Below are 20442 nucleotides of genomic sequence, written 5' to 3'. Positions count from 1 at the left end.
TCCATTGTGCGGGGATAATGGTTGGAGCGACGGTCGTTGGAGTCGTCGTGGGGTGACCGGACTCAGCCGCGACGATGCAACGGCAGGGGCGCGACGAGCCCCTGCAACCGCCGTCTTATTCGCCTGCAATCGTCATCTTCTCGATCAGCCAGGAGCCCGTTCGCGTGCTCCCTGAATAATCGTAATCGTTGCCGACCGCCAGCAGGCCCGCATACATGCGCTTGAGGTTGCCTGCAATGGTGATCTCTTCAACCGGATGTCGGATCTCGCCGCCCTCCACCCAGAAACCCGCGGCACCGCGCGAGTAGTCGCCAGTGACCGGATTCACCCCGTGCCCCATCAACTCGGTCACCATCAGCCCGGTCCCCATCTCGCGCAGTAAGGCGGCGCGATCGCGATCGCCCATGCCGATGCGCAGGTTGCGCACGCCGCCGGCGTTGCCCGTCGTCTGCATGCCGAGCCGACAGCCGGAATAGGCATCCAAAAGGTAGGTCTGCAAAACCCCGTCGGTGATCAGATCTTTAGCGCGCGTCGCAACACCGTCCCCATCGAACGGCGCACTCGAAAGTCCGCGCGGCAGGTGCGGCTCCTCATGGATCCGCACGAATTCCGGGAAGATGCGCTCGCCCAGGTGGTCGAGCAGGAAGCTCGTGCGCCGGTAGATGCTGCCGCCCTGGATCGCCGAAACCAGACTACGGATCAGGCCCGTCGCGACCTCCGAACGAAACAGGACCGGCACCTGGCAGGTCGGGATGCGGCGCGACCCGAGCCGGGCAACCGTCCGCTCGGCCGCACGCTCGCCGACCATGCGTGCCGAATCCAGATCGGCCGCCGCCCGTGCGCTGGTCCACCAATGATCGCGTTGCAGGCTCTCGCCCTCCTGACCGATCACCGCGCAGCTGAGCCCGTGCCGACTGGTCGGGTATCCAGCGACGAATCCGTGACTGTTGCCGTAGACCTGGATCCCCGTGTGCGTGGAGAGGCTCGCACCCTCCGAGTTGACGATCCGCGGATCATAGCCGCGGGCCGAGTCCTCGCAGGCCGCCGCGATCTCGATCGCGTCCTCGACCCCCAGATGCCAGGGGTGGTAGAGATCCAGGTCCGGGATCTCGGCGGCCATCAGGGCGGCGTCGGCGAGATGGGCGCAGGGATCTTCCTGGGTGTGCTCGGCGATGGCACAGGCGGCTTTCACCGCATCGCGCAGTGCGCCGGTACTGAGGTCGGAGGTGCTTGCCGAACCCTTGCGGTTGCCGAAGTAGACGGTGATCCCGAGGCCGTTGTCGCGTGTGTGCTCGACCGTCTCCACCTCGCCCAGTCGTACCGCGACTTCAAGCCCGGCGCTGCTGCCGACCGATGCCTCGGCGGCCGTCGCGCCGCGTCGTTTCGCCTCCTTGAGGAGATCCTCGATCGTCTGTTGCAAGCGCGCGAGGCGTTCCGCGGTGTCTTCGGTGGCGGCAATCGACATGGCAAGTCCTTGGGTAAAAGAGGTTCCGGGCACGGCGTTGTTGGTCTGGTCGTGTCGAGAGAGCGGTTCTCCTCGTCAGGCGCTCGTCCCGCCGACGGTCAGGCCGTCGATCCGCAAGGTCGGTTGGCCCACCCCGACCGGGACGCTCTGCCCCTCCTTTCCGCAGGTCCCGACACCTTGATCGAGTCGCAGATCGTTGCCGATCATGCTCACCCGCGTCAGGACATCCGGCCCGTTGCCGATGAGGGTTGCGCCCTTCACTGGGCGTCCGACCTTACCGTTCTCGATCAGATAGGCCTCGCTCGCCGAGAAGACAAACTTGCCCGAGGTGATATCCACCTGTCCACCGCCGAAATTGACCGCGTACAAGCCTTTGTCCACCGAGGCGATGATCTCCTCGGGATCACGCTCGCCGGCGAGCATGTAGGTGTTGGTCATGCGCGGCATCGGCAGGTGCGCGTAGGATTCGCGACGACCGTTGCCCGTGGAGTGGGTCCCGGTCAGGCGCGCGTTGAGCTTGTCCTGCATGTAGGCGCAGAGGATACCGTCTTCGATCAGGACCGTGTTCTGCGTCATGGTCCCCTCGTCGTCAATGTTCAGCGACCCGCGCCGCCCCGGCAAGGTGCCGTCGTCCACGACCGTCACGCCGGTTGCGGCCACCCGCTCGCCGATCCGCCCGGCGAAGGCCGAGCTGCCCTTGCGGTTGAAATCGCCCTCGAGCCCGTGCCCGATCGCCTCGTGCAGCAGCACGCCCGGCCAGCCGGATCCGAGCACGACCGTCATGGTCCCGGCTGGCGCATCGCCGGCCTCGAGATTGGTGATGGCCAGGCGCACGGCTTCGCGCGCGAAGGACAAGGCACGGTCTTCGAGGAGGAAATAATTCAGATCGGCACGGGCACCGCCCCCGCTCGATCCCTGCTCGCGACGCCCGCCGTCCTCGGCCACGACGCTCACGTTCAGCCTTACGAGGGGTCGCACATCGGCCGACAAGGCGCCGTCGTCGCCCAGCACCAGAACGGTGTCCTGCGCGGCGACAACACTGGCGACCACCTCGCGCACGCGCGGGTCGGCTCGGCGAGCCTCGGCGTCGACCCGTTGCAGCAGCGCGATCTTGTCAGGATCGGGCAGACTGGCGATCGGATTCGTCGGGTGGTAAAGGCTGCGCTTGTTCGCAACCGCGCCGATACGCACCTGCTCGCCTTGCCCAACCCGAGCGATTGCTCGGGCGGCCTCGGCCGCCTGCGCCAGGGCCGGGAAGCGCAGCTCGTCCGAGTAAGCGAAGCCGGTCTTCTCCCCGCTGATCGCGCGCAGCCCGGCGCCTTGCTCGATGCTGAAGTTACCGTCCTTGATGATTCCGTCCTCGAGGACCCAGGACTCGAGCCGGCTGGACTGAAAATAGATGTCGGCGGCATCCACCGCAGTACCGGCCAGAAGGCCGAGCAGACGGTCGAGGTCTTGCTCGGTCAATCCCGCAGGCTCGAGAATGCTCATGCGTGCAATCGCAATCGGGTCGGTCATCATCGGGTTGTGTCGGGCTCCGTCGGGGAGACAGGGTCGGGCGCGTATGCACCCGCCGACCTGTCTGATTGGCTCAAAACTGCGGTCTCAAGCGCGGCATTTCAAACGACGATGGTCGATCGTCGGGAAATTGCGTCTGACCGAACCCTGGTAGTCGTGGTCCAGGGCGCAGCAGATGAAGCCCGATCCTCTCGGCACTCGAGCAAGCACCGTGCCCCAGGGATCGACAATCATGCTGTGACCATGCGTCTCGCGGCCGTTGATATGGAAGCCGCCTTGCGCCGCCGCAATCACATAGGCCAGATTCTCGATGGCCCGGGCGCGCACCAGGGTTTCCCAATGGGCCTTCCCCGTCACGGCGGTAAAGGCCGAGGGAATCGCCAGGAGTTCCATGCCGCTGTCGAGCATAAGGCGAAACATCTCCGGAAAGCGCAGGTCGTAGCAGACCGCGACACCCATTCGACCGAACGGCGTGTCGAGCACGAGGTTCCGGTCCCCCGGCTCGATCGTCGCCGACTCCTGATAGCGCTCCCCGCCCTCGGGCAGACAGACGTCGAACAGATGCACCTTGTCGTAACGGCCCACCCGCTGGCCGCGATCGTCGAACACCAGACAGGCGGCTCGAACCTTGCTGGCGTCATGGGCGGCCAACGGGATGGTCCCGCCGACAAGCCAGACGCCCTGCTGCTTAGCCACCCGCGCCAGAAACGCCTGCAAGGGTCCGTCGCCGTCCTCTTCGCGCAGCGCCAGTTGATCCTGATCGCGCTTACCCATGAAGGCGAAGTTCTCGGGAAGCACGACGAGACTCGCGCCCTTTTCCTTCGCCGCCTTGATCAGGCGTTCCGCCTCGAAGAGGTTGGCGCTGACGTTTGGACCGGTCGCCATCTGGACCGCTCCAACCTTCGGTTTTGTCTTCATGGTCTTTACCGCAATCACTGGTGCCCCGGCAGGCGAAGGGGCGGGCCAATCCGATTCGGCCTGCGACGCGATCCGATCGGCGACTCGGGGGATAAGGGTCGTGGACGCGACATCCGCTCATGCATGCGCGAGCGACCCAATGCGCAGCGCCGTCACCCTATCGATTCGGAACGATACCACCCCTGCCGGTCGGCTGAAACAATCCCGCTCGGTGGGTCTCAATCCAGGAAGTGATTTGGCGCCGGCAGCGTCGGCGCGTCGACGGTCGTCGGCGTAGGCGAGGACTCGGCTCCGACCGCCGGCTCCCATCCGACCCGGCTGACATCCGGATTGCTCCAAGGCCCGGTCACCCGGTAGCGGTAACGCCCGAGGCGGTCGATGGCATTGCCGGCAATGCGGTCCACCAAATAGACGGCGGCCCCCACGACCGGCCCACCCGCAACTGCGCTGGCCAACGCAACGCTTGAGCCGATCCGCGGCTCCACGACGACACTCTGCTCGAAACGCTGATTCACCAGATCGCTCGAGCCGCCGATGATCACCTTGCTTGCCGGGCCATCGATGAGGAAGGCGTCAAGGGTCGCCTTGCCCTCGGCGACCTGGATGCGACCCCGCATCTCCTCGAAGGCAAAGCCCTGACCGTAGAGATCGGTGAAGTCCATCGTCAGGCGCCGCTTCAAGGCGCTCAGGTTCAGGAACCCGAGCACCCGCCCGACACCGGGCTCGACGTCCAACAGCCGGCCCGAGCCCACCTCCACATCGACGAAGCCACGTGCCTGCGCCAGCTTGAAGGCGTCGAACCCACCGGGCCAGTCCAGCATGAGCTGTGCCTGCATCGGTGCGCCCTCAAGCCGGTTCTGTGAATCCAGCGCCTCGAGTAGAACACCCGAATCGAGGGACTCCACGTGCATCGAGAGCTCGCTGCGACCGCCGCTCTCGGATCGCATCCAAACGGCCTCGCCCTCGGCCGAGACGAGCCCCTCGCCGAGCAGCCGGATGCTCGGCAGGCGAAGACCCAGCAGGTCCTGGCGCAGCTCGAGCTGCAGCCTTCCCAACAGGGCATCGCCCCAGCTCAACCGCGCGATTCGCACGTCGATCGGGGGCAGACCGCGAAACGGATCCTGAATAGGCAGAGCCGAAGGATCGGAGTCACCCCGCTCCGGCGCATCCTGAAAGGCGAGCAGATCCAGACGCTCGAGCGCAACACGCACGGGCGCCGCGTCCGCTGCCGGGATCTCGATCTCGCCTGCGAGCTCGTTCGCCCGCACGGCAACCTCCCAGCCCTTGCCCGACGACCCGCCGTCGATCGGTGTCAGACGCAGATCGACCTCGGTCAACCGCGGTCCGCCCAACGCAAGCCGATCGAGCCTTAGATCGACACCGCGCAACCAGGCGTCGACGCCGGGCGCGCGGGGCGACTCGCCAGGCTGTTTGCCGGTCGAGAGCGCGTCCAGGCGCCCCAGCCAGGCGACTAGGTCGAGATCGGCCAAGCGCCCGTCCAGGAACACCCCTGCGCCCTCGGGCGACGGCGCGGACTCGCCCCCGAGACGCACATGGGCACGCATCGCGGGTGCGGGCGAGACACCCAGCCCAAGCCTCAGATCCCCGGCGACCTCGCCGAGACGACCGGCGACACGCAGAGAGCTCCCGGGCACCAGCGCACCGACGAGCTCGAGATCACGCGTCGCCGAGGCGCGCTTGCCCAGGGGAGCCGGCAGGTCGACCGCAAGTCCGTTCAGACGCGAAGCCAGGCGATAGTCAAGCGGTAGCGCCGCCGCACGGACGTCGCGATTGCGGATGGTCACGTCGAGATCCCAATCGATCTCGCCGCTCAGGAGCCCCCAGGCCGGGCTCGGAAAGCGCCGACCGAGCTCAGTGACCGGGGTGCTTGCCTGCGCCTTGATCAGCGTGGCCGAGGCGTCCGCGACACCTGGGTTCAGGGTGGCGATCGAAAGGCTCAGCGGACGGTCCCAGAGCGTCGCCTCGACCGCCTGCGCCGCAATGCTCTTCTCGGTGAAGGTCACCTCGCCGCCGAGGCGTGAAAGCGTGACCGGGGTACCGCGAATCGCCAAGGTTGCCGGCTTCGGCCAGGACAAACGACCCGCGACGCCCAGCTGCCTGCGTTTGGTGAAGGGCAGATCGATCTCGAGCCGCAGCCGCGTGTCCCCGGTCACCTCCAGGCTCCCGGCAAGCCGTCCCAGGTCCTTCGCCAAGGGGGTCTCGGTCAGGGTGCGCAGACCGTCGGAGAAGGGCCCCTCGGTTTCGCCGACGATCGTCATGCCCTGCGCTCCCCAGAGCTCCGGGATCTCCCCGAACGCCCGCACGAGTCGACTGTCGAGGATACGGCCGCGGTCGAGCTCGATGCTCAGCGACTGATCGAGGAAGCGAAGCCGACCGTCCGCCTCCCGGATCTCGGGCCATTCTGGGAGATAATCGAGGACCGTATCCTCGAGCTCGAGCAGCAGCTCGAACCGCCCCTCATGCCCGCGGAAAGGATAGGCTGCGAGCGGACCTCGGAAGATCAGATCGGCCTGCGGGACCCGGCCGGAGACGATGGCGCGCTCCAGCCAGCGCACCAGATCCCGGTGCATGATGCCGACCGGGAGATAGGGTCGAACGCGCGAGCCGTCGCCGTCGTGGAAGCTGGCGCGCAGATCCATCAGGGGGCTCGAACCGTCCGCCGGAAGATCCAGCGCGAGCCTAGCCCGGCCGGCCAGATCCGCATTCTCGAACGTCAGGTTACGCGCCGAGATCCGAACCGCGCCGGTCGCGTCGATCCGCCAGTCGAGCCGCGTCGACAGCCGGTCGAGCGCGAGCAGCTCGCTGAAGAGCGGACGCAGATCCAGCACGAGCCCGACCGAGCCCACGCGGGCCTCACCCCCCTCGCGGTCGGCACGCAGCCGCACGGCGAGTCCGTCGACGCCCGGAAGGGCTCCCGTGCGATCCCAGCCGAGCCCGTCCCCGTCGACGCCGACCGCCCAACGCGTCGGCTGTCCCGCAACCCAATCGACCTGCACGATCGGATCCTCGACACGTCCGCGCGGCTTGGCCGCGATCAGTCCGGCGAGCAACTCGGGCAAGGGCCAAGGGGAGGCGGAGAGCACCGAGGTCACGGCGGCTAGGTCGAGTGGATCGCTCGTCACCCGCAGGCGCTCCGGCCGCCCCTCGGAGGTCAAGCGCAGATCCAGGTCGAGACCGGGAAGATCGGCTTCGGCGATGCGCCAGGCGAGGTCCCCAATCTGCAGATGCCAGCCCTCCGCGCGCGGCCTGACCCGGGCGATCGCGCCAAAGTGCGCGACCTTCAGAGGCTCGGCCGACCCTAGGTTCGACGGGCTGCTCGCTCCTTGGGCAGGTCCCAACCGTAGGCCGTTCAGATCGACCCGGACCACGGAATCCTCCAGACGCCCGGCGCCGATCCGCGACCAACTCTCGAGCAAGACGCGACCGCTGCGCACGGAGACCGCCGAAAACCCGTTGCCGCGGAGGATCTCGTCGAGATCGCCGGCATCCAGACCGGCGTAAACGCGGCCGCTCCAAGAGGCCGGATCGGTCGCCGGGCCGTCCAGATCGGCGATCAGGCTCAGACGGTTCGGTCCGGGAACCCGGCGCGTCGATGCCGTTGCATGACCGATCGGGTGAAGGGCCGCGGTTGCGGCCAAGGTGTGGTGGTCACCATCGTTGAGAAGGCGCAGGTGCAGGTCCGTCAGACGCAACCCGGCGCGTGAGGGGGCCGGTCGATCGTCGCGCATCAGGATCTCGCCCACCACCAGCTCGACACGGGCCTGCGTGAGCAGAAACTCGAGCGCCCTCGGGTCGCGCCCGCTCAGCGCCTCCAAGCCATCGAGCTGGAGACGACCCTGCGCGTCGATACGCACCGCAAGTCGCGATCCGACCAAGGTCAGCGCCGTGATCTTCGGCACACCCGCCCGCACAGACGCCAGCGGATCGATCGCGATCTCGAACGCATCGAGCGCAAGGACGTCCTTGGTGCGTTCGGGATTCGGGCCGGGGTTCGGGCCGAGATCGGGATCGGGATCGGGATCGGGATCGGACATTCGCAGGTCACGCACGACGAGACGCGGGCCGCGCCAGTCGAGATGCAGCGAGGCCGAGCCCAGGCGAACCCGGTAACCAAGCCGCTCGCCGAGCATGTCGGCGACCCAGCGGTTGTCGGCATCGGTCAGCGGGAGCGCAAAGCGAGCAGCCGTAACAGCGAGTGCGACCAACACCAACCCCGTCGTTGCGAGCACGACGGCGACCGAGACGAGACGTCGCATGAAGCGGATTGTGCGGGTGTGCGGGACAGACATGCCGTACGGTCGAGGGCGGACCTCAGATCAGAACCACGTCGTATTGTTCTTGAGTGTAGAGCGCCTCGGCTTGGAGGCGGATCGGACGGCCGATGAAGGCCTCGAGCTCGGCGAGATGGGCCGATTCTTCATCGAGCAGGCGGTCGATGACCTCCTGCGAGGCCAGCACCAGCAGGGTTTCGACCTCGAACTGGCGCGCCTCGCGCAGGATCTCGCGAAAGATCTCGTAGCAGGTCGTCTGAGCGGTCTTCACCGAGCCGCGCCCGCCGCAATAGGGACAAGGCTCGGAGAGCACATGCTCAAGCGACTCGCGCGTGCGCTTGCGCGTCATCTCCACCAGGCCCAGCGAGGAAACCTCGGTGATGTGGGTCTTGGCGTGATCGCGGGCGAGACACTTCTCCAAGGCACGCAGCACCTGGCGCTTATGCTCGTCCTCGGACATATCGATGAAGTCGATGATGATGATGCCGCCGAGGTTACGCAGCCTCAGTTGCCGACAGATCGCCTGGGCCGCCTCCAGGTTGGTCTTGAAGATGGTCTCTTCGAGATTGCGGTGGCCGACGAAGGCGCCGGTATTGATGTCGATTGTGGTCATGGCCTCGGTCTGGTCGATCACCAGATGACCGCCCGACTTGAGCTGAACCTTGCGCTGGAGCGCCTTGCGGATCTCCTCCTCTACCCCGTAGAGATCGAACAGCGGGCGCTCGCCCTGGTAGTAGTCGATGCGCTCCTTGATCTCGGGGATGTATTTGGTCGCGAAGGCCATGGCCTTGTCGACCATCGCCCGCGAGTCGATACGCACCCGCTCCACCTCGGGCGTCACCAGATCGCGCAGTGCGCGCATGGCCAGCGGCAGATCGTCGTGCACCAGGCCGATCTCGGTCGCCGCGGCGCAGCGCTCGCGGATCCCGCGCCAAAGCTTGGCCAGAAAGGCCATGTCGCGAAACAGCGACTCCTCGGACACGGCGTCCGCCGCGGTACGCGCGATGAATCCACCCTCGCCCTCGTGCGCATCGACGTAGCGCTGCAGGATGTCGCGCAGACGGCGCCGCTCGTCCTCGTCCTCGATCTTCTGCGAGACCCCGGTGCTCGCCAGCGTAGGCATACAGACCAGGTAACGGGAGGCCACCGAGATGTTGGTCGTCAACCGCGCGCCTTTGGAGCCGAGCGGATCCTTCACGACCTGCACCACGAGCCGATCACCCTCGTGCACCAGCTCGTGGATCTGATCGCTGCGCGGCTCGCCTTGCGGCCCCATGATGTCGGAGGCGTGGAGGAAGGCAGCCCGATCCAAGCCAATGTCCACAAAAGCCGCCTGCATCCCGGGCAGGACCCGACAGACGCGACCCTTGTAGATATTGCCGACCAGACCGCAACGCTCCGCGCGCTCGATGATGATCTCCTGCACCACACCGTTCTCGACCACGGCGACCCGGGTTTCCGGCGGCGTGACATTGATCAGGATCTCTTCACTCACGGGAACATCGCTCGTTGGCCTGTGTTGATATCGTTCTGAGCCTACCTGCGTTCGTCCCGGAAAGACAGGCGGCGATTGCTTTACAGACGCGTCGCGAGGCGGCGCTCAACATCCGCCCGACGCCGGCCCGATCACCTCGATCCCCGCCGAAGCGAGCAGTCGCCCCGTCTCGAACAGCGGCAGTCCCATCACGCCCGAATAACTGCCTTGCAGATTCGTGATAAAGAGCGCGCCGATGCCCTGAATGGCATAAGCACCGGCCTTATCGCACGGCTCCCCGGTTTCCCAATAGCTCAGGATCTCGGACTCCTGCAAAGCGCGAAAGGTCACCAAGCTGTCGCTTAGATCGGTCAGCTCGCGCTGGTTGGCGATCAGGGCCACCGCGGTCAGGACCCGATGCGAGCGCCCGGACAGGGCGTTAAGCATACGCGCGGCGGACGCCCGGTCCGCGGGCTTCCCGAGTGTCACGTCTCCGAGGACGACGGCCGTATCCGCCGCCAGCACCGGCCGCCGTTCGTCCTCGGGTACTGCGGCTCGACCGGCCCAAGCCTTCTCCAAAGCGACACGCCGAACATAGGTCTCGGGCGACTCGCCCGACCGCCGCGTCTCGTCCGTCTCGGCCGCGACGAGGGCCACACGCACACCGATCTGCTCCAAGAGCGCGAGCCGCCGCGGCGAGCGCGAGGCAAGATAGAGGTGGTGATCGGTTCCAATGGCGGCCCGGGGTTGGGGCATGGTTCTTGAGTCCAAAGTTTGCGGTGGGCATCCTGCTGTCAGCTATCAGCTATCAGCTATCAGCGGTCAGCTGTCAGCTGTCAGCTGTCAGCTATCAGCTATCAGCTATCAGCTATCAGCTATCAACTATCAGCTATCAGCTATCAGCTATCAGCTATCAGCTTTTAGGCGGTTTCCGGGGATGGTGATCCCCGTAGGTTGGGCAAAGCGCAGCGTGCCCAACACACCGCCGGCATCTCGGACCTGTGTGCGGCTTGGTATCTGTCTTCGGAATTCACCTTAGCACTTCGGCGATTTCTGCAAACTTCCATACCCGTAGGTTGTGCTGACGATAGGAAGCACAACTTGCGCCTACGGTTGGTTGTGCCTCGCACGGCTCGGCACAACCTACGCCCTTGGCAGGAAGGTTTCCGAAATTCGCCTAAGATGATGTGTGCTCACCGCTCATGGCTGGGGGCTGGAGGAGGTGACAGCTGACACCTCACAGCGTCACTCTCCGCCGCCGCGATGGTACGGATGCCCCTGCACCAGCGTCCAGGCGCGATACAGCTGCTCGGCGACGATGACCCGCACCAGCGGGTGCGGAAAGGTCAGCCGGGACAGGGACCATCGCTGATCGGCCCGCGCCAAGCAGGGCTCGGCCAAGCCGTCCGGGCCGCCGACCAGCAAGGCCAGATCGCGACCGCCGCCCAGCCAGGTCCGCAACTGCTCGGCCAGGGCCTCGGTGCTCCAGGACTCGCCCGCCCCGTCGAGCGCCACGACCCGCGCGCCTTTCGGAATCGCCTTCAACATGCGGGTGCCTTCCTCCGCGCGGGCTCGCTCCGCTCCGCGGCCCTTGCCGCGCTGGCCCGGCTCGATCTCGACCACGGAGAGCCCACACTCGGAGGGCAAACGCTTGGCATATTCGGCATAACCGGACTCCACCCAGGCGGGCATTCGCCGTCCGACCGCGATCAGACGGACGCGCATCGGCTCGCGAGCGTTCGGAATGACCCGCTATACTCGAACGCCATCTTCATCGATTCTCGAATCATTGCCATCATGCCAGACTCACGCACCCGACTCACCGACCTCGCGAACCGACGCATCCTCATCCTGGACGGCGCCATGGGGACCATGATCCAACGCTGTCGACTCGAAGAGGCCGACTATCGCGGCGAGCAGTTCAAGGATTGGCCCTCGGACCTCAAGGGCAACAACGATCTGCTGTCGCTGACCAAGCCCGAGGTGATTCGCGCGATCCACGAGGAGTATCTGGAGGCCGGCGCCGACATCTTGGAGACCAACACCTTCAACGGCAATCGTCTCTCCCAGGCCGACTATGGTCTGCAGGACTATACCGCAGAGATCGTCACCGCCGCGGCGCGACTGGCGCGCGAGGTGGCCGACGCCTGGACCCTCAAGACCCCGGACAAGCCGCGGTTCGTTGCCGGTGTCTTAGGCCCGACCAGCAAGACCGCCAGCATCTCGCCGGACGTCAACGACCCAGGCGCCCGCAACACCCACTTCGACGAGCTCGTCGAGGTCTATGCCGAGACGACCCGAGCGCTCATCGCCGCGGATGTCGACATCATCCTGATCGAGACCATCTTCGACACGCTCAACGCCAAGGCCGCCGCGTTCGCGGTCGATCAGGTCTTCGAGGAAGATGGCGTTATCCTGCCGGTGATGATCTCTGGCACGATTACGGACGCCTCCGGGCGGACCCTCTCCGGCCAGACCGTCGAGGCCTTTTACAACAGCCTTCGCCACGTCAAGCCCTTCGCCATCGGGCTCAACTGCGCCTTGGGCCCGGACCTCCTCAGACCGCACGTCGAGGATATGGCACGCGTCGCCGAGTCCTTCACCACCTTTCATCCGAACGCCGGGTTGCCCAACGAGATGGGCGGTTACGACATGACGCCCGATCAGATGGCCGAGCAGATCCAAGAGTGGGCGCAGTCGGGGTTCCTCAACATCATCGGCGGCTGCTGCGGGAGCACGCCCGATCATATCCGCGCCATCGCGCATGCCGTGTACGGGAAGACACCGCGCCGCCCGGTCGAAGGAAATCACCGGATGCGTTTGTCCGGGCTCGAGGCATTCAACGCTTGAACGGCGCCCAGAAAAACCACGTCCGCAATAACCTCGTCGACGCGCAGAGCTTGCTCGCCGGGCTCGAAGACCCGGACCTGCGTCTGTTTGACTGTCGCTTCTCGCTGGCCGACCCGGAAGCGGGACGTCGAGCCTATGCGGAGGGCCATCTTCCGGGGGCCGCTTACGCCGATCTCGACGCGCACCTGTCCTCCCCGATCGGTCCGAAGACCGGACGCCATCCCTTGCCCGATCCAGCGCGCCTCGCCGCCTGGCTCGGCGACTGCGGCGTCTCGACGTGGACTCGCGTGGTCGTCTACGACGATGCGGGCGGCGGATTCGCGGTCAGGCTGTGGTGGCTGCTGCGTTGGATCGGGCACGACAGCGTCGCCCTGCTCGACGGAGGGCTCCAAGCCTGGATCGCCGCGGGCGGCGCGCTGACGCACGAGGTCCCTCGTCATGAGGAAGTTGAGCTGACCGCAAGACCCGACGACACCCGATGGATCACCACCGACGCGCTCGCCGCCGATCTGACCGCGGACCGGCTGGTCCTCATCGACGCACGCGCCCCCGAGCGCTTTCGTGGTGACCACGAGCCCATCGATCCGATAGCGGGCCACATCCCCAGCGCGCTCAATCTGCCGCTGACGGACAACCTGGGGGCGGACGGCCGGTTCCTCACCGCGGAGCGTCTGCGCGAACGCTTCACCCGAGCGATCGGCCAGGCTCCCGCGTCATCCGTCGTCCACAGCTGCGGCTCGGGTGTGAATGCCTGCCACAACCTCTTGGCGATGGAGCTCGCCGGACTCCATGGCTCGCGACTCTATGCAGGATCTTGGAGTGAATGGATCCGGTCACCCGAGCGACCGGTGGCGACAGGGCTGGACTGAGACGGTGCGAGCCGAAACCCTGGCGCCGGCATCGCCGGTACCGGGGTTGCGCGGGTCTCAGTGCCCGCCGTTTTGCTCGGCCGCGATGCAGACAGGGCAACCGGCATCAAGAGAATGGGGTCGGAGCTCGCCCGGGTCGGCATCGAGGTCTCCGACGTCCGCCTCACGGCGGCGTGCACCTGGGCTGACGCCCGGCGGCACGGGCTTGGCGGTAGATCTCGACGGCCTCCTCCATGCCCTCGGCCAGCTCCTCCATACGATTGTCGTGGGATGGATGGGTGGAGAGGAAGGCCGGCGGCTGGCCCCCGCCGGCGGCGGCCATGTTCCGCCAGAGCGTGACGCTGGCTCGGGGATCGAAGCCGGCCCCGGCCATCAGATCGCGGCCGATGCGATCGGCCTCGCGCTCGTGGGTTCGGCTGTAGGGCAACAGCAGGCCATACTCGGCGCCGATGCCCAGCGCCTGGCGCAGCACCTCGTGCTGGAGACTCCCCGGCTCCTCGGCGAACAGATCCACCAGCATCAGCCCGCCCTGGACCGCGAGCTCCTGGGTCAAGCGCTCGTTGGAGTGGGCCGCCAGCACATGCGCGATCTCATGGGCGATGACGGCGGCGAGCTGGTCGGGCGTGCGGGCGACACTCAGCATGCCGATATGCACGCCGATCTTCCCTCCGGGCAGCGCGAAGGCATTGGGCGTGGGGTCGTCGAAGACGGCGATCGACCAACGCCCGTGTGGCTGCGGCAGGGCGTCCACCAACGCCTCGGCGACGCAGCCGACGTAGGCACGCACACGAGGGTCGTCGTTCAGCGGCAGGGTCCGCAGTAGATCCTCGAAGCTGCGTTCACCGAGCGCGGTCATCTGCGCCTCAGGCACCAACGTGACCTGCTTGCGTCCCGTGGGGGACTCCTCGCACCCGCCACCGAGCAAGGCGGCCGAGAGCAGGACCGGGAAGAGGAGCGAGCGCAACGGATGGGGGCGAGGTGTGTGCATGGCGTGACGTCGGTGATGCGGGGCTTCGGGGGTATGATCGCAGATCGCGCGCATCGGATCATTCCCGTCGGATGTCGGCACGGCAGGTCGGCAAAGCTCGTTGGCGCCCCGTCGACCATGCTCTTACACAACGGCGTGGGCGGACTCGATCCGTTGGCTTGCATACGATGGCGATGGTGTAAGAGGATGACCGCCGCATGGTTGACCCATCGGCGGTCGTCCGAGACACCGGGAAGCACGGGCACCTCACCCCAGCGGCGCGCGACGCCAGCGCGAAGCGCGACCCTCAGCAGACGGACGGGTTCAAACTGTAGGTGCCGCTCAGGGTGGCCGTGGCCAAAATATGCCCCTGCAGCGCCCGGCGCACGCTGTTGCCGTCGAGGTCGCCGGTGACCTCCAAGGCCGGCACATCAAGGGCGTACAGGGTGATCACGTAGTGGTGAAGCCGCTCGTCGTTCCATGGCGGACAGGGACCATCGTAACCGAAGTAGGCGCCGACCATCTCCGCATCGGCAGCGAACCACCCCGTGTAGTCGTTCAGGCCATGGCGCAGCCCGTCTGGCGCGGCCGGTCCGGACTTACCCCGCGGGGTCACGCCCCGGGCGTGACGGCCCTCCGCGATCTCGGTGGTGCCGGCCGGGATATCCAGCAGGGTCCAATGGAAGAAATCGACCCGAGGCAATGACATCGGAACCGAACGGTCCTCTTGATTGACGTCGTCGCCCCGACTCGGGACGTCGGGATCATGACAGATCAGCACAAAGGAACCCGTCTGCGCCGGGGCATCGGTCCAGGCCAGATGGGGATTGAGGTTGTCGGACAGGGCGATGTGCGTCTCCGGCGCGATCCGGGCAAACGCATAGCGGGCGGGAATCGCCTCGCCCTCGTTGAAGCTGGTACTGAACAAGTTCATCGTGGTCCTCTCGGTCGTAGTGATGGCAGCAGCAGATGACTCCAATGGTCAGCCCGAGGGCCGCGTGTCGCAAGGCCACCTTGGGCCCACGCCTCAGCGGCTTGTGCGCGATGGTAGTCGCGGCTACCGGAAGTGGTTGACCGAAGGGGTTGTCTGCGGACCTGACAGCGGCGGTTCGGCACCCTGAATCGCCAAGCAAGCGCGCGGCGGCGTGCTGCACAGCCTGCAGGCAACAGGATGCCGGTCCCCGCAAGACTGCCAACGCCCGCAGCAGGTAGATGAGCGCTCCGTTGACGCAACGGGTCGTCTTGACGGCCAGGAACAGCGCAAACAGTGGCGCGAAAGGAACGTCCGACCACGCTCGAAGGCAGGCTGAACTTCCGTGCCAGGCAAAGCAACCGCGTCACCGTCGTCGCGATCCCGATGCCCTTTTGATCCATGGTGGTCTTCACGGCGATGTTCGGAGGCATAAAGCGATCGGCCGTCATCTCCATCATGAAACGATGGAAGACCATCGCGATCTCGGACGCCTCCTGCTCCATCCGCGCCGAGGCCTCGGCGCGGAGGCGATAGACCCCGACGTCGCAGTCCGTCGTGACCGTGGCGGCGCGCGGTACGCGCAGTTGGATGATCTTCACCAACCCGTAGACGGCGGACGGCAACCACTGCCGCGAACAAGGCGATGCCGATGCCGCGGGCCACGAACGGCGCCAGCTCCCCGCCGAAGATCAGGGCAGCAAACGAGGTCGAGGCGACCAAGGTCGCGAGACCGGTCAGGATGCCGCCGAAGATGACCGGCAATGCCCCCGGAGCCAGCGCTCGCCGGACAGGTCTTTCGGATCGCGCTTCTCGGCCATTCGGAATCTCGGCGAGCGTTGGACATCAACGCCTCGGGGAAATTAGAGTCCGACGCCTTGACGGTCAAGTCCCGATCCCGGCCGTGAATGCTCGGATCCCTCAACATCCTGCTCGAAGGCACACGCCTTCTCGTCGGGCGTGTCGAGCCTTGGATCGAGCCTGTCTCGCCCGCGCGGCTGGTCGAGGAGGTGGTCGTGTGCTCGGGACCCGCAGCGGAGCGCCGTGGCGGTATGCTGCGCTCGCGCAAGACGCGTGCGACGGAGCGGTGGTTTGCGCTGGACCGCAGGCGCTTGCACCTGCTGTGGAGCGGAATCTGTTTAAGCGCATCGGGATCCTGATTCGAGGCCAGGTCCGGCGCCGAGGTGGTGCTCGCGGCGACGGTCGAGGAGTGTGTCTCCGGCGGTGCCGAGGCCATCGCACGGTGCGCCCAGAGAAACATCGATGTCCTACTGATGGACGACTCGCTACCGGACATGGATGTCTTTAGGGTCACCCGACACATCCGTGCGCAACGGCTTGGCGACGCCAGCCATCTGCCGATCGTCGGACTCGTCGGCGGATCCTCCGCCGAGGGACGTAAGCCCTGCGCAGGGCAAGATGCGGTGCTGCAGAAGCCGATGGAGCACAGGGCGTTGTTCGCCGCGCTGCAGCCGTGGCTCGGGATGGTGACCGACGTCGCGGAGCCTCCGCCCGCCGTGGGTTGAACCGAAGCCATGACGGGTTCCTGCAGCCCGACGCGGTCGCGGTAGCGACGACCTCGCAGAACGTCTCGTCGCGGGACTTAGTGGGAACCGGGGCGGCGAGGTCCAGAGCAGGTGACCCCCACCGACAGCCGACGCGAAGACGGAGGTCTTGCGGTGCTCAACCGCGGTTACGATAAGGACGTCTGGAAGACGGCCGAGGGCCGCGCCTACTTCCAGTCCACGCCGAACATCGCCAGCCTCGAGGTCAGTTTCTTCGACCCCTTCTCCGGTGGCTATCACGTCTTCGAGTTGGACCCCGAGAACCGCTGGGCGATGACCTCGGGGCCAACGCGGGAGTATTTGTAGATCCTCGCCCGGCAACCGCAATTACCGGCCGTGATCCTGGAGGATCTGATCGCCACGGCACGGGCGGTCGGTTTCGAGACTGGCGCGCTCATCGTTCCCCCCGCCCAGCGTCGCACCGGCCACCACTGCCAGGGATGATGATCGGTAAATGCCTCCCTGCGCGGGGAGGGGCGAATCGGAATCCCCGGCTCGCGTTGTCCCGGTCTCCGGCGTCGTGTGCCGGGGAACGGGACAACGCGCTCAGCACTTCGCCGAGGTCACGTCGATTTTCAGTCGTCCGAGGACGTGTCACGAAGGCTTCACGCCCAAGTGAGAGGATGAGGCGGAACCGACGTCTTGACGACCGTCGGTCAACACCGCGTCCAGGTTCCGGCACGTTCCCAACCTAGGCGAGGCTATCAACCCTGTCGAGGAGCCCGAGCTATGCGTCCCTATCATGTCGCAGCCTTTGCGCTTGCAGTGATTGCAAATCTGACCTGGACGACGCCCACCGTGGCGCAGGAGGTTCGAATCAACGGAGCCGGGGCCAGTTTCCCCTTTCCGCTCTATTCCGCTTGGTTTCGGCACTACAACCGAATCACCTCCGGGGTCCGAATTAACTATCAGTCGGTCGGCAGCGGGGCCGGGGTGCGGAACCTCATCAATCGCACGGTCGATTTCTCTGCCAGCGATGCCGCGATGACCGACGCCGAGATCGCGGAGGTACGGGGCGGCGTTGTCATACTGCCGATGACCGCCGGGGAGATCGTTCTCGCCTACAACCTTCCCGGCGTGAGCACGCTTCGGTTGCCGCGGGATGTCTACCCGCTCCTCTTCTCCGGCGAGGTGACGCGCTGGAATGACCCGCGGATCGTCGCCGCGAATCCCGACGTGACGCTCCCCGATCGACAGATTACGGTCGTCCGCCGCTCGGACAGCTCGGGCACGACCTTTGTCTTCACCCAGCACCTGAGCGCCATCAGCGAGTCGTTCCGCACCAAGGTCGGTACCGGGACCTCGGTACCTTGGCCGACGCAGCCGAATATCGTGGGAGCACCGCGCAACGACGGCGTCACCGCCCAGGTCAATCAAACGCCCGGCGCGATCGGCTATATCGAGTACTTCTTCGCGACCCAGACCAACTCGCCCATGGCGATGCTCGAGAACGCTTCCGGCAAGTTCGTAGGACCGGGCGCTGGGGCCGGGCAGGCCGCCCTCGCGAGTGCCGACCTCTCCAGCGATGACCTGCGGATTTGGGTGACCGATCCATCCGACCCGGCGGCCTATCCCATCGCCACCTTCACCTGGATGCTGTTCTTCCGGAGCCACGGCAACGACCGGGTCGCTGAAGCCCTGCGCAACTTCGTCACCTGGGCCATGGCGGACGGACAAGGCATGGCCGAGGAGCTAGGCTATATCCCGCTGCCCGAGGTTTTGATCAAGCGCGTCCTTGCGCAGGTCCCCGACATCCAGTAGTCGCAGCCGGCGACGCCACCTCGCGGGGGTATCGTCGTCGGCGATACCCCCGAGGGTCGCAGTCATCACCTCGGCCCTAGAGGGGAAATTACACGCAGCCTCCGGCGCCCGTACCTGAACTGATCAGGAGCCGACGACGCGAGGCGCCGCTGGCCATCGCGAGCGTACATAGTCATCGAGCAGCCTCGAGAGGTCATAGCTCGCGCGCACACCGAGGCCGGCGCCGTGTTCGGTAAGGAAGGTCTGGGCGGCCTGCGGGGTACCCGGGCGCTCGACCGGGCTGATCTGCACCAGAATGCAGTCGTGCACGGTGCACTCGCGCACCAGCGGCAAGATAGTCGGGTTGCCCGCAGAGCCGCCATCCCGATAGGCTTCGGTATCGATCTCGATAGCCTGGAACATCTGCGGCAGGCAGGCCGACGCGAGCAGCACCTCGCAGGTGACCACGGCGTTTTATTGGATCAGTCGACACGTGGCGGGGCCGCCATGCGCAGCCTCCGCTGCTGTCCATCCCGCTCGATCACCGCGGTGACAACCTCGCCCTCCTCGACCGAAGAAAGACGATCCGAAACCTGACCGGCGTATTCCACCTCGATCTCATCCCACTGCAGGAGGCGGTCTCCGACGCGAAAGCCCATCTTTTCGGCCGGCGATCCGGCTCCGACCCATGTCACCCGTGTTTGAACGCGATCATCGATGGGCTTGGTACTCAACGACAATGACCAGCGCTGCCGCGGCCTCTCATGCGGGAACCCATGATCGTCGAGAACCAGATCGGCAAAGGTATCCGCGTAGTCGTGTGTGATGCCGGGAACAAAATGCCATTCGTTGCGATGATTGAAACCAACGGCCTTCTGCATCATGGTCAGGTCCAGACGCCACTCATCCCCTTCCAGCACCAGGAACCAGGGCGCGCAACGGCGCTCGCCGACCGGGTAGCGAAGCACCGCATGAACGTTCCCCGGCGTTCGACGCAATTCAGGTGCGCTGCACGCTTGATAGACCCGGGTGATGTTGTCCATCTGGGCCGGCGTCACTGTCCAGTCCGCCAACATGCGCCGCGTCGCCTCGGAGTAGATCGGCAGGTCGGTCCTCGCGTCGCGATTGGCCATGGCGTCCAGATAGGCTTGCACGGTCGCCAGCGGAGCACCGCCGGCGCTCACCTGCCCCGACTGCTGCCGGAACGGGGCGGCGTCGTAACCCTCCCCGATACGCGCCGCAGTCTGCGCTCCGGCTCCGGATGACGCCGCGTCCAGTTTGCGGGGATCGAAACTCTCGCCCGCTTGGGCTTCGAGTGCCCGGGAATACAGGAGCTCGGTGGTCGCGAGAATACCCTCCGCCACCCGATCGGACTGGAAGAAGGGCACCATTTGCCGCTGTTGGACGTAGGCTGCAAAGGTATCGGTAAACACCGGCTCCAGCGCCTCGGACACTTCGAGCCGCACCTTGTCGCTATCGGGCATGATGAGGAGCAAGAGCCCGCGCCCGGTCTCGCTCAGCGTACCGACACCGCTCCGCGCGAACGCCTTGACCGCCGATTGCGCAATGTCCTGCTCGCCTGATTCCGTCAACACCCGAAGATCGATATCGAAGTCGATGAGCAGAATCTGGTGGTAGCGACCGATGAACGCCTTCTGGGCCTCGTTCAGCAGCCCGGCCTCGTCCCATACCATCTCGGCCGACCGAGCTGTCTCTCCGGAAACCATGTTCAAGAGTTTGAGCCCGGCCGTCAGTGCTCCGGACAGGACCAAGACCAGCAATGTGATGGCGACGATGCGCTGCATATCAGCCTC

Annotated in this window: 17 protein-coding genes and 1 pseudogene; 6 read left to right on the top strand and 12 right to left on the bottom strand. The window is 66.0% G+C overall.

The window, feature by feature from the left end; all coding sequences use genetic code 11:
- Positions 1-115 precede the first annotated feature (115 nt).
- From pmbA to rlmH, 7 genes are all read right to left on the bottom strand, one after another.
- Positions 116-1465, bottom strand: a complete 1350-nt coding sequence (gene pmbA / locus AADX97_RS14825) for a metalloprotease PmbA (protein WP_374234113.1) — start codon at positions 1463-1465, stop codon at positions 116-118.
- Positions 1466-1540: 75 nt separating this feature from the next.
- The gene (gene tldD, locus AADX97_RS14820; protein WP_374234127.1) at positions 1541-2983 is read right to left on the bottom strand and encodes a metalloprotease TldD; all 1443 of its coding nucleotides are present in this window, start codon (positions 2981-2983) and stop codon (positions 1541-1543) included.
- An 87-nt stretch (positions 2984-3070) separates the two neighbouring features.
- On the bottom strand, positions 3071-3901 hold the full coding sequence (locus tag AADX97_RS14815) for a carbon-nitrogen hydrolase family protein (RefSeq protein ID WP_374234112.1): 831 nt from the start codon (positions 3899-3901) through the stop codon (positions 3071-3073).
- A 218-nt stretch (positions 3902-4119) separates the two neighbouring features.
- Positions 4120-8211 carry a YhdP family protein gene (locus AADX97_RS14810; protein ID WP_374234111.1) on the bottom strand — a complete coding sequence of 1364 codons (4092 nt, stop codon included), beginning with the start codon at positions 8209-8211 and terminating at the stop codon, positions 4120-4122.
- A gap of 22 nt (positions 8212-8233) precedes the next feature.
- Positions 8234-9688: a ribonuclease G gene (rng, locus tag AADX97_RS14805; protein WP_374234110.1), complete on the bottom strand. Its 1455-nt coding sequence runs from the start codon at positions 9686-9688 to the stop codon at positions 8234-8236.
- Between the two features lie 105 nt (positions 9689-9793).
- Positions 9794-10423, bottom strand: coding sequence for a nucleoside triphosphate pyrophosphatase (locus tag AADX97_RS14800; RefSeq protein WP_374234109.1), 630 nt, complete (start codon positions 10421-10423; stop codon positions 9794-9796).
- A 489-nt stretch (positions 10424-10912) separates the two neighbouring features.
- Positions 10913-11392 carry a 23S rRNA (pseudouridine(1915)-N(3))-methyltransferase RlmH gene (gene rlmH / locus AADX97_RS14795; protein WP_374234108.1) on the bottom strand — a complete coding sequence of 160 codons (480 nt, stop codon included), beginning with the start codon at positions 11390-11392 and terminating at the stop codon, positions 10913-10915.
- A gap of 72 nt (positions 11393-11464) precedes the next feature.
- Between rlmH and AADX97_RS14790 the strand changes: the two genes are divergently transcribed.
- Complete coding sequence (locus AADX97_RS14790) at positions 11465-12517, top strand: homocysteine S-methyltransferase family protein (RefSeq protein ID WP_374234107.1); 1053 nt, start codon at positions 11465-11467, stop codon at positions 12515-12517.
- Positions 12514-13386: a sulfurtransferase gene (locus AADX97_RS14785; protein ID WP_374234106.1), complete on the top strand. Its 873-nt coding sequence runs from the start codon at positions 12514-12516 to the stop codon at positions 13384-13386. Before AADX97_RS14790 ends, AADX97_RS14785 begins: the two co-directional genes overlap by 4 nt.
- 163 nt (positions 13387-13549) lie before the next feature.
- Here AADX97_RS14785 and AADX97_RS14780 read toward each other — a convergent pair whose 3' ends face one another.
- From AADX97_RS14780 to AADX97_RS14770, 3 genes are all read right to left on the bottom strand, one after another.
- Positions 13550-14374: a M48 family metallopeptidase gene (locus AADX97_RS14780; RefSeq protein ID WP_374234105.1), complete on the bottom strand. Its 825-nt coding sequence runs from the start codon at positions 14372-14374 to the stop codon at positions 13550-13552.
- Positions 14375-14660: 286 nt separating this feature from the next.
- Positions 14661-15287, bottom strand: a complete 627-nt coding sequence (locus AADX97_RS14775; RefSeq protein WP_374234104.1) for a YbhB/YbcL family Raf kinase inhibitor-like protein — start codon at positions 15285-15287, stop codon at positions 14661-14663.
- Entirely contained in the window at positions 15284-15925 is a 642-nt protein-coding gene (locus AADX97_RS14770) for a hypothetical protein (RefSeq protein ID WP_374238616.1), read from the bottom strand. The genes AADX97_RS14775 and AADX97_RS14770 overlap by 4 nt, the downstream gene beginning before the upstream one ends.
- A 306-nt stretch (positions 15926-16231) precedes the next feature.
- Here AADX97_RS14770 and AADX97_RS14765 point away from each other — a divergent pair, with 306 nt between their 5' ends.
- The 4 genes and pseudogenes from AADX97_RS14765 to pstS all read left to right on the top strand — a co-directional run bounded on the left by AADX97_RS14765 (position 16232) and on the right by pstS (position 18649).
- Positions 16232-16483 (top strand): hypothetical protein, encoded by a 252-nt coding sequence (locus tag AADX97_RS14765; protein ID WP_374234102.1) that lies wholly within the window; start codon positions 16232-16234, stop codon positions 16481-16483.
- 27 nt (positions 16484-16510) lie between these two features.
- Entirely contained in the window at positions 16511-16849 is a 339-nt protein-coding gene (locus AADX97_RS14760; RefSeq protein WP_374234101.1) for a response regulator, read from the top strand.
- A gap of 108 nt (positions 16850-16957) precedes the next feature.
- Positions 16958-17194, top strand: a pseudogene (locus AADX97_RS14755) (lipocalin family protein); the annotation flags it as partial.
- 423 nt (positions 17195-17617) lie between these two features.
- Complete coding sequence (gene pstS, locus AADX97_RS14750; protein ID WP_374234100.1) at positions 17618-18649, top strand: phosphate ABC transporter substrate-binding protein PstS; 1032 nt, start codon at positions 17618-17620, stop codon at positions 18647-18649.
- Positions 18650-18772: 123 nt separating this feature from the next.
- Here the strand turns inward: pstS and AADX97_RS14745 are convergent, their stop codons facing one another.
- Together AADX97_RS14745 and AADX97_RS14740 are read right to left on the bottom strand one after the other, a co-directional pair.
- The gene (locus AADX97_RS14745; RefSeq protein ID WP_374234099.1) at positions 18773-19096 is read right to left on the bottom strand and encodes a hypothetical protein; all 324 of its coding nucleotides are present in this window, start codon (positions 19094-19096) and stop codon (positions 18773-18775) included.
- 14 nt (positions 19097-19110) lie between these two features.
- The gene (locus AADX97_RS14740) at positions 19111-20433 is read right to left on the bottom strand and encodes a TPM domain-containing protein (protein WP_374234098.1); all 1323 of its coding nucleotides are present in this window, start codon (positions 20431-20433) and stop codon (positions 19111-19113) included.
- Between the last annotated feature and the right edge of the window lie 9 nt (positions 20434-20442).

This window comes from Thiocapsa sp. C2-2m (assembly GCF_041903745.1).
Taxonomy (GTDB): Bacteria; Pseudomonadota; Gammaproteobacteria; order Chromatiales; family Chromatiaceae; genus Thiocapsa; species Thiocapsa roseilacustris.
Note: the sequence above shows the minus strand (reverse complement) of the source record. Positions and strands in the feature narration are given on the sequence as shown.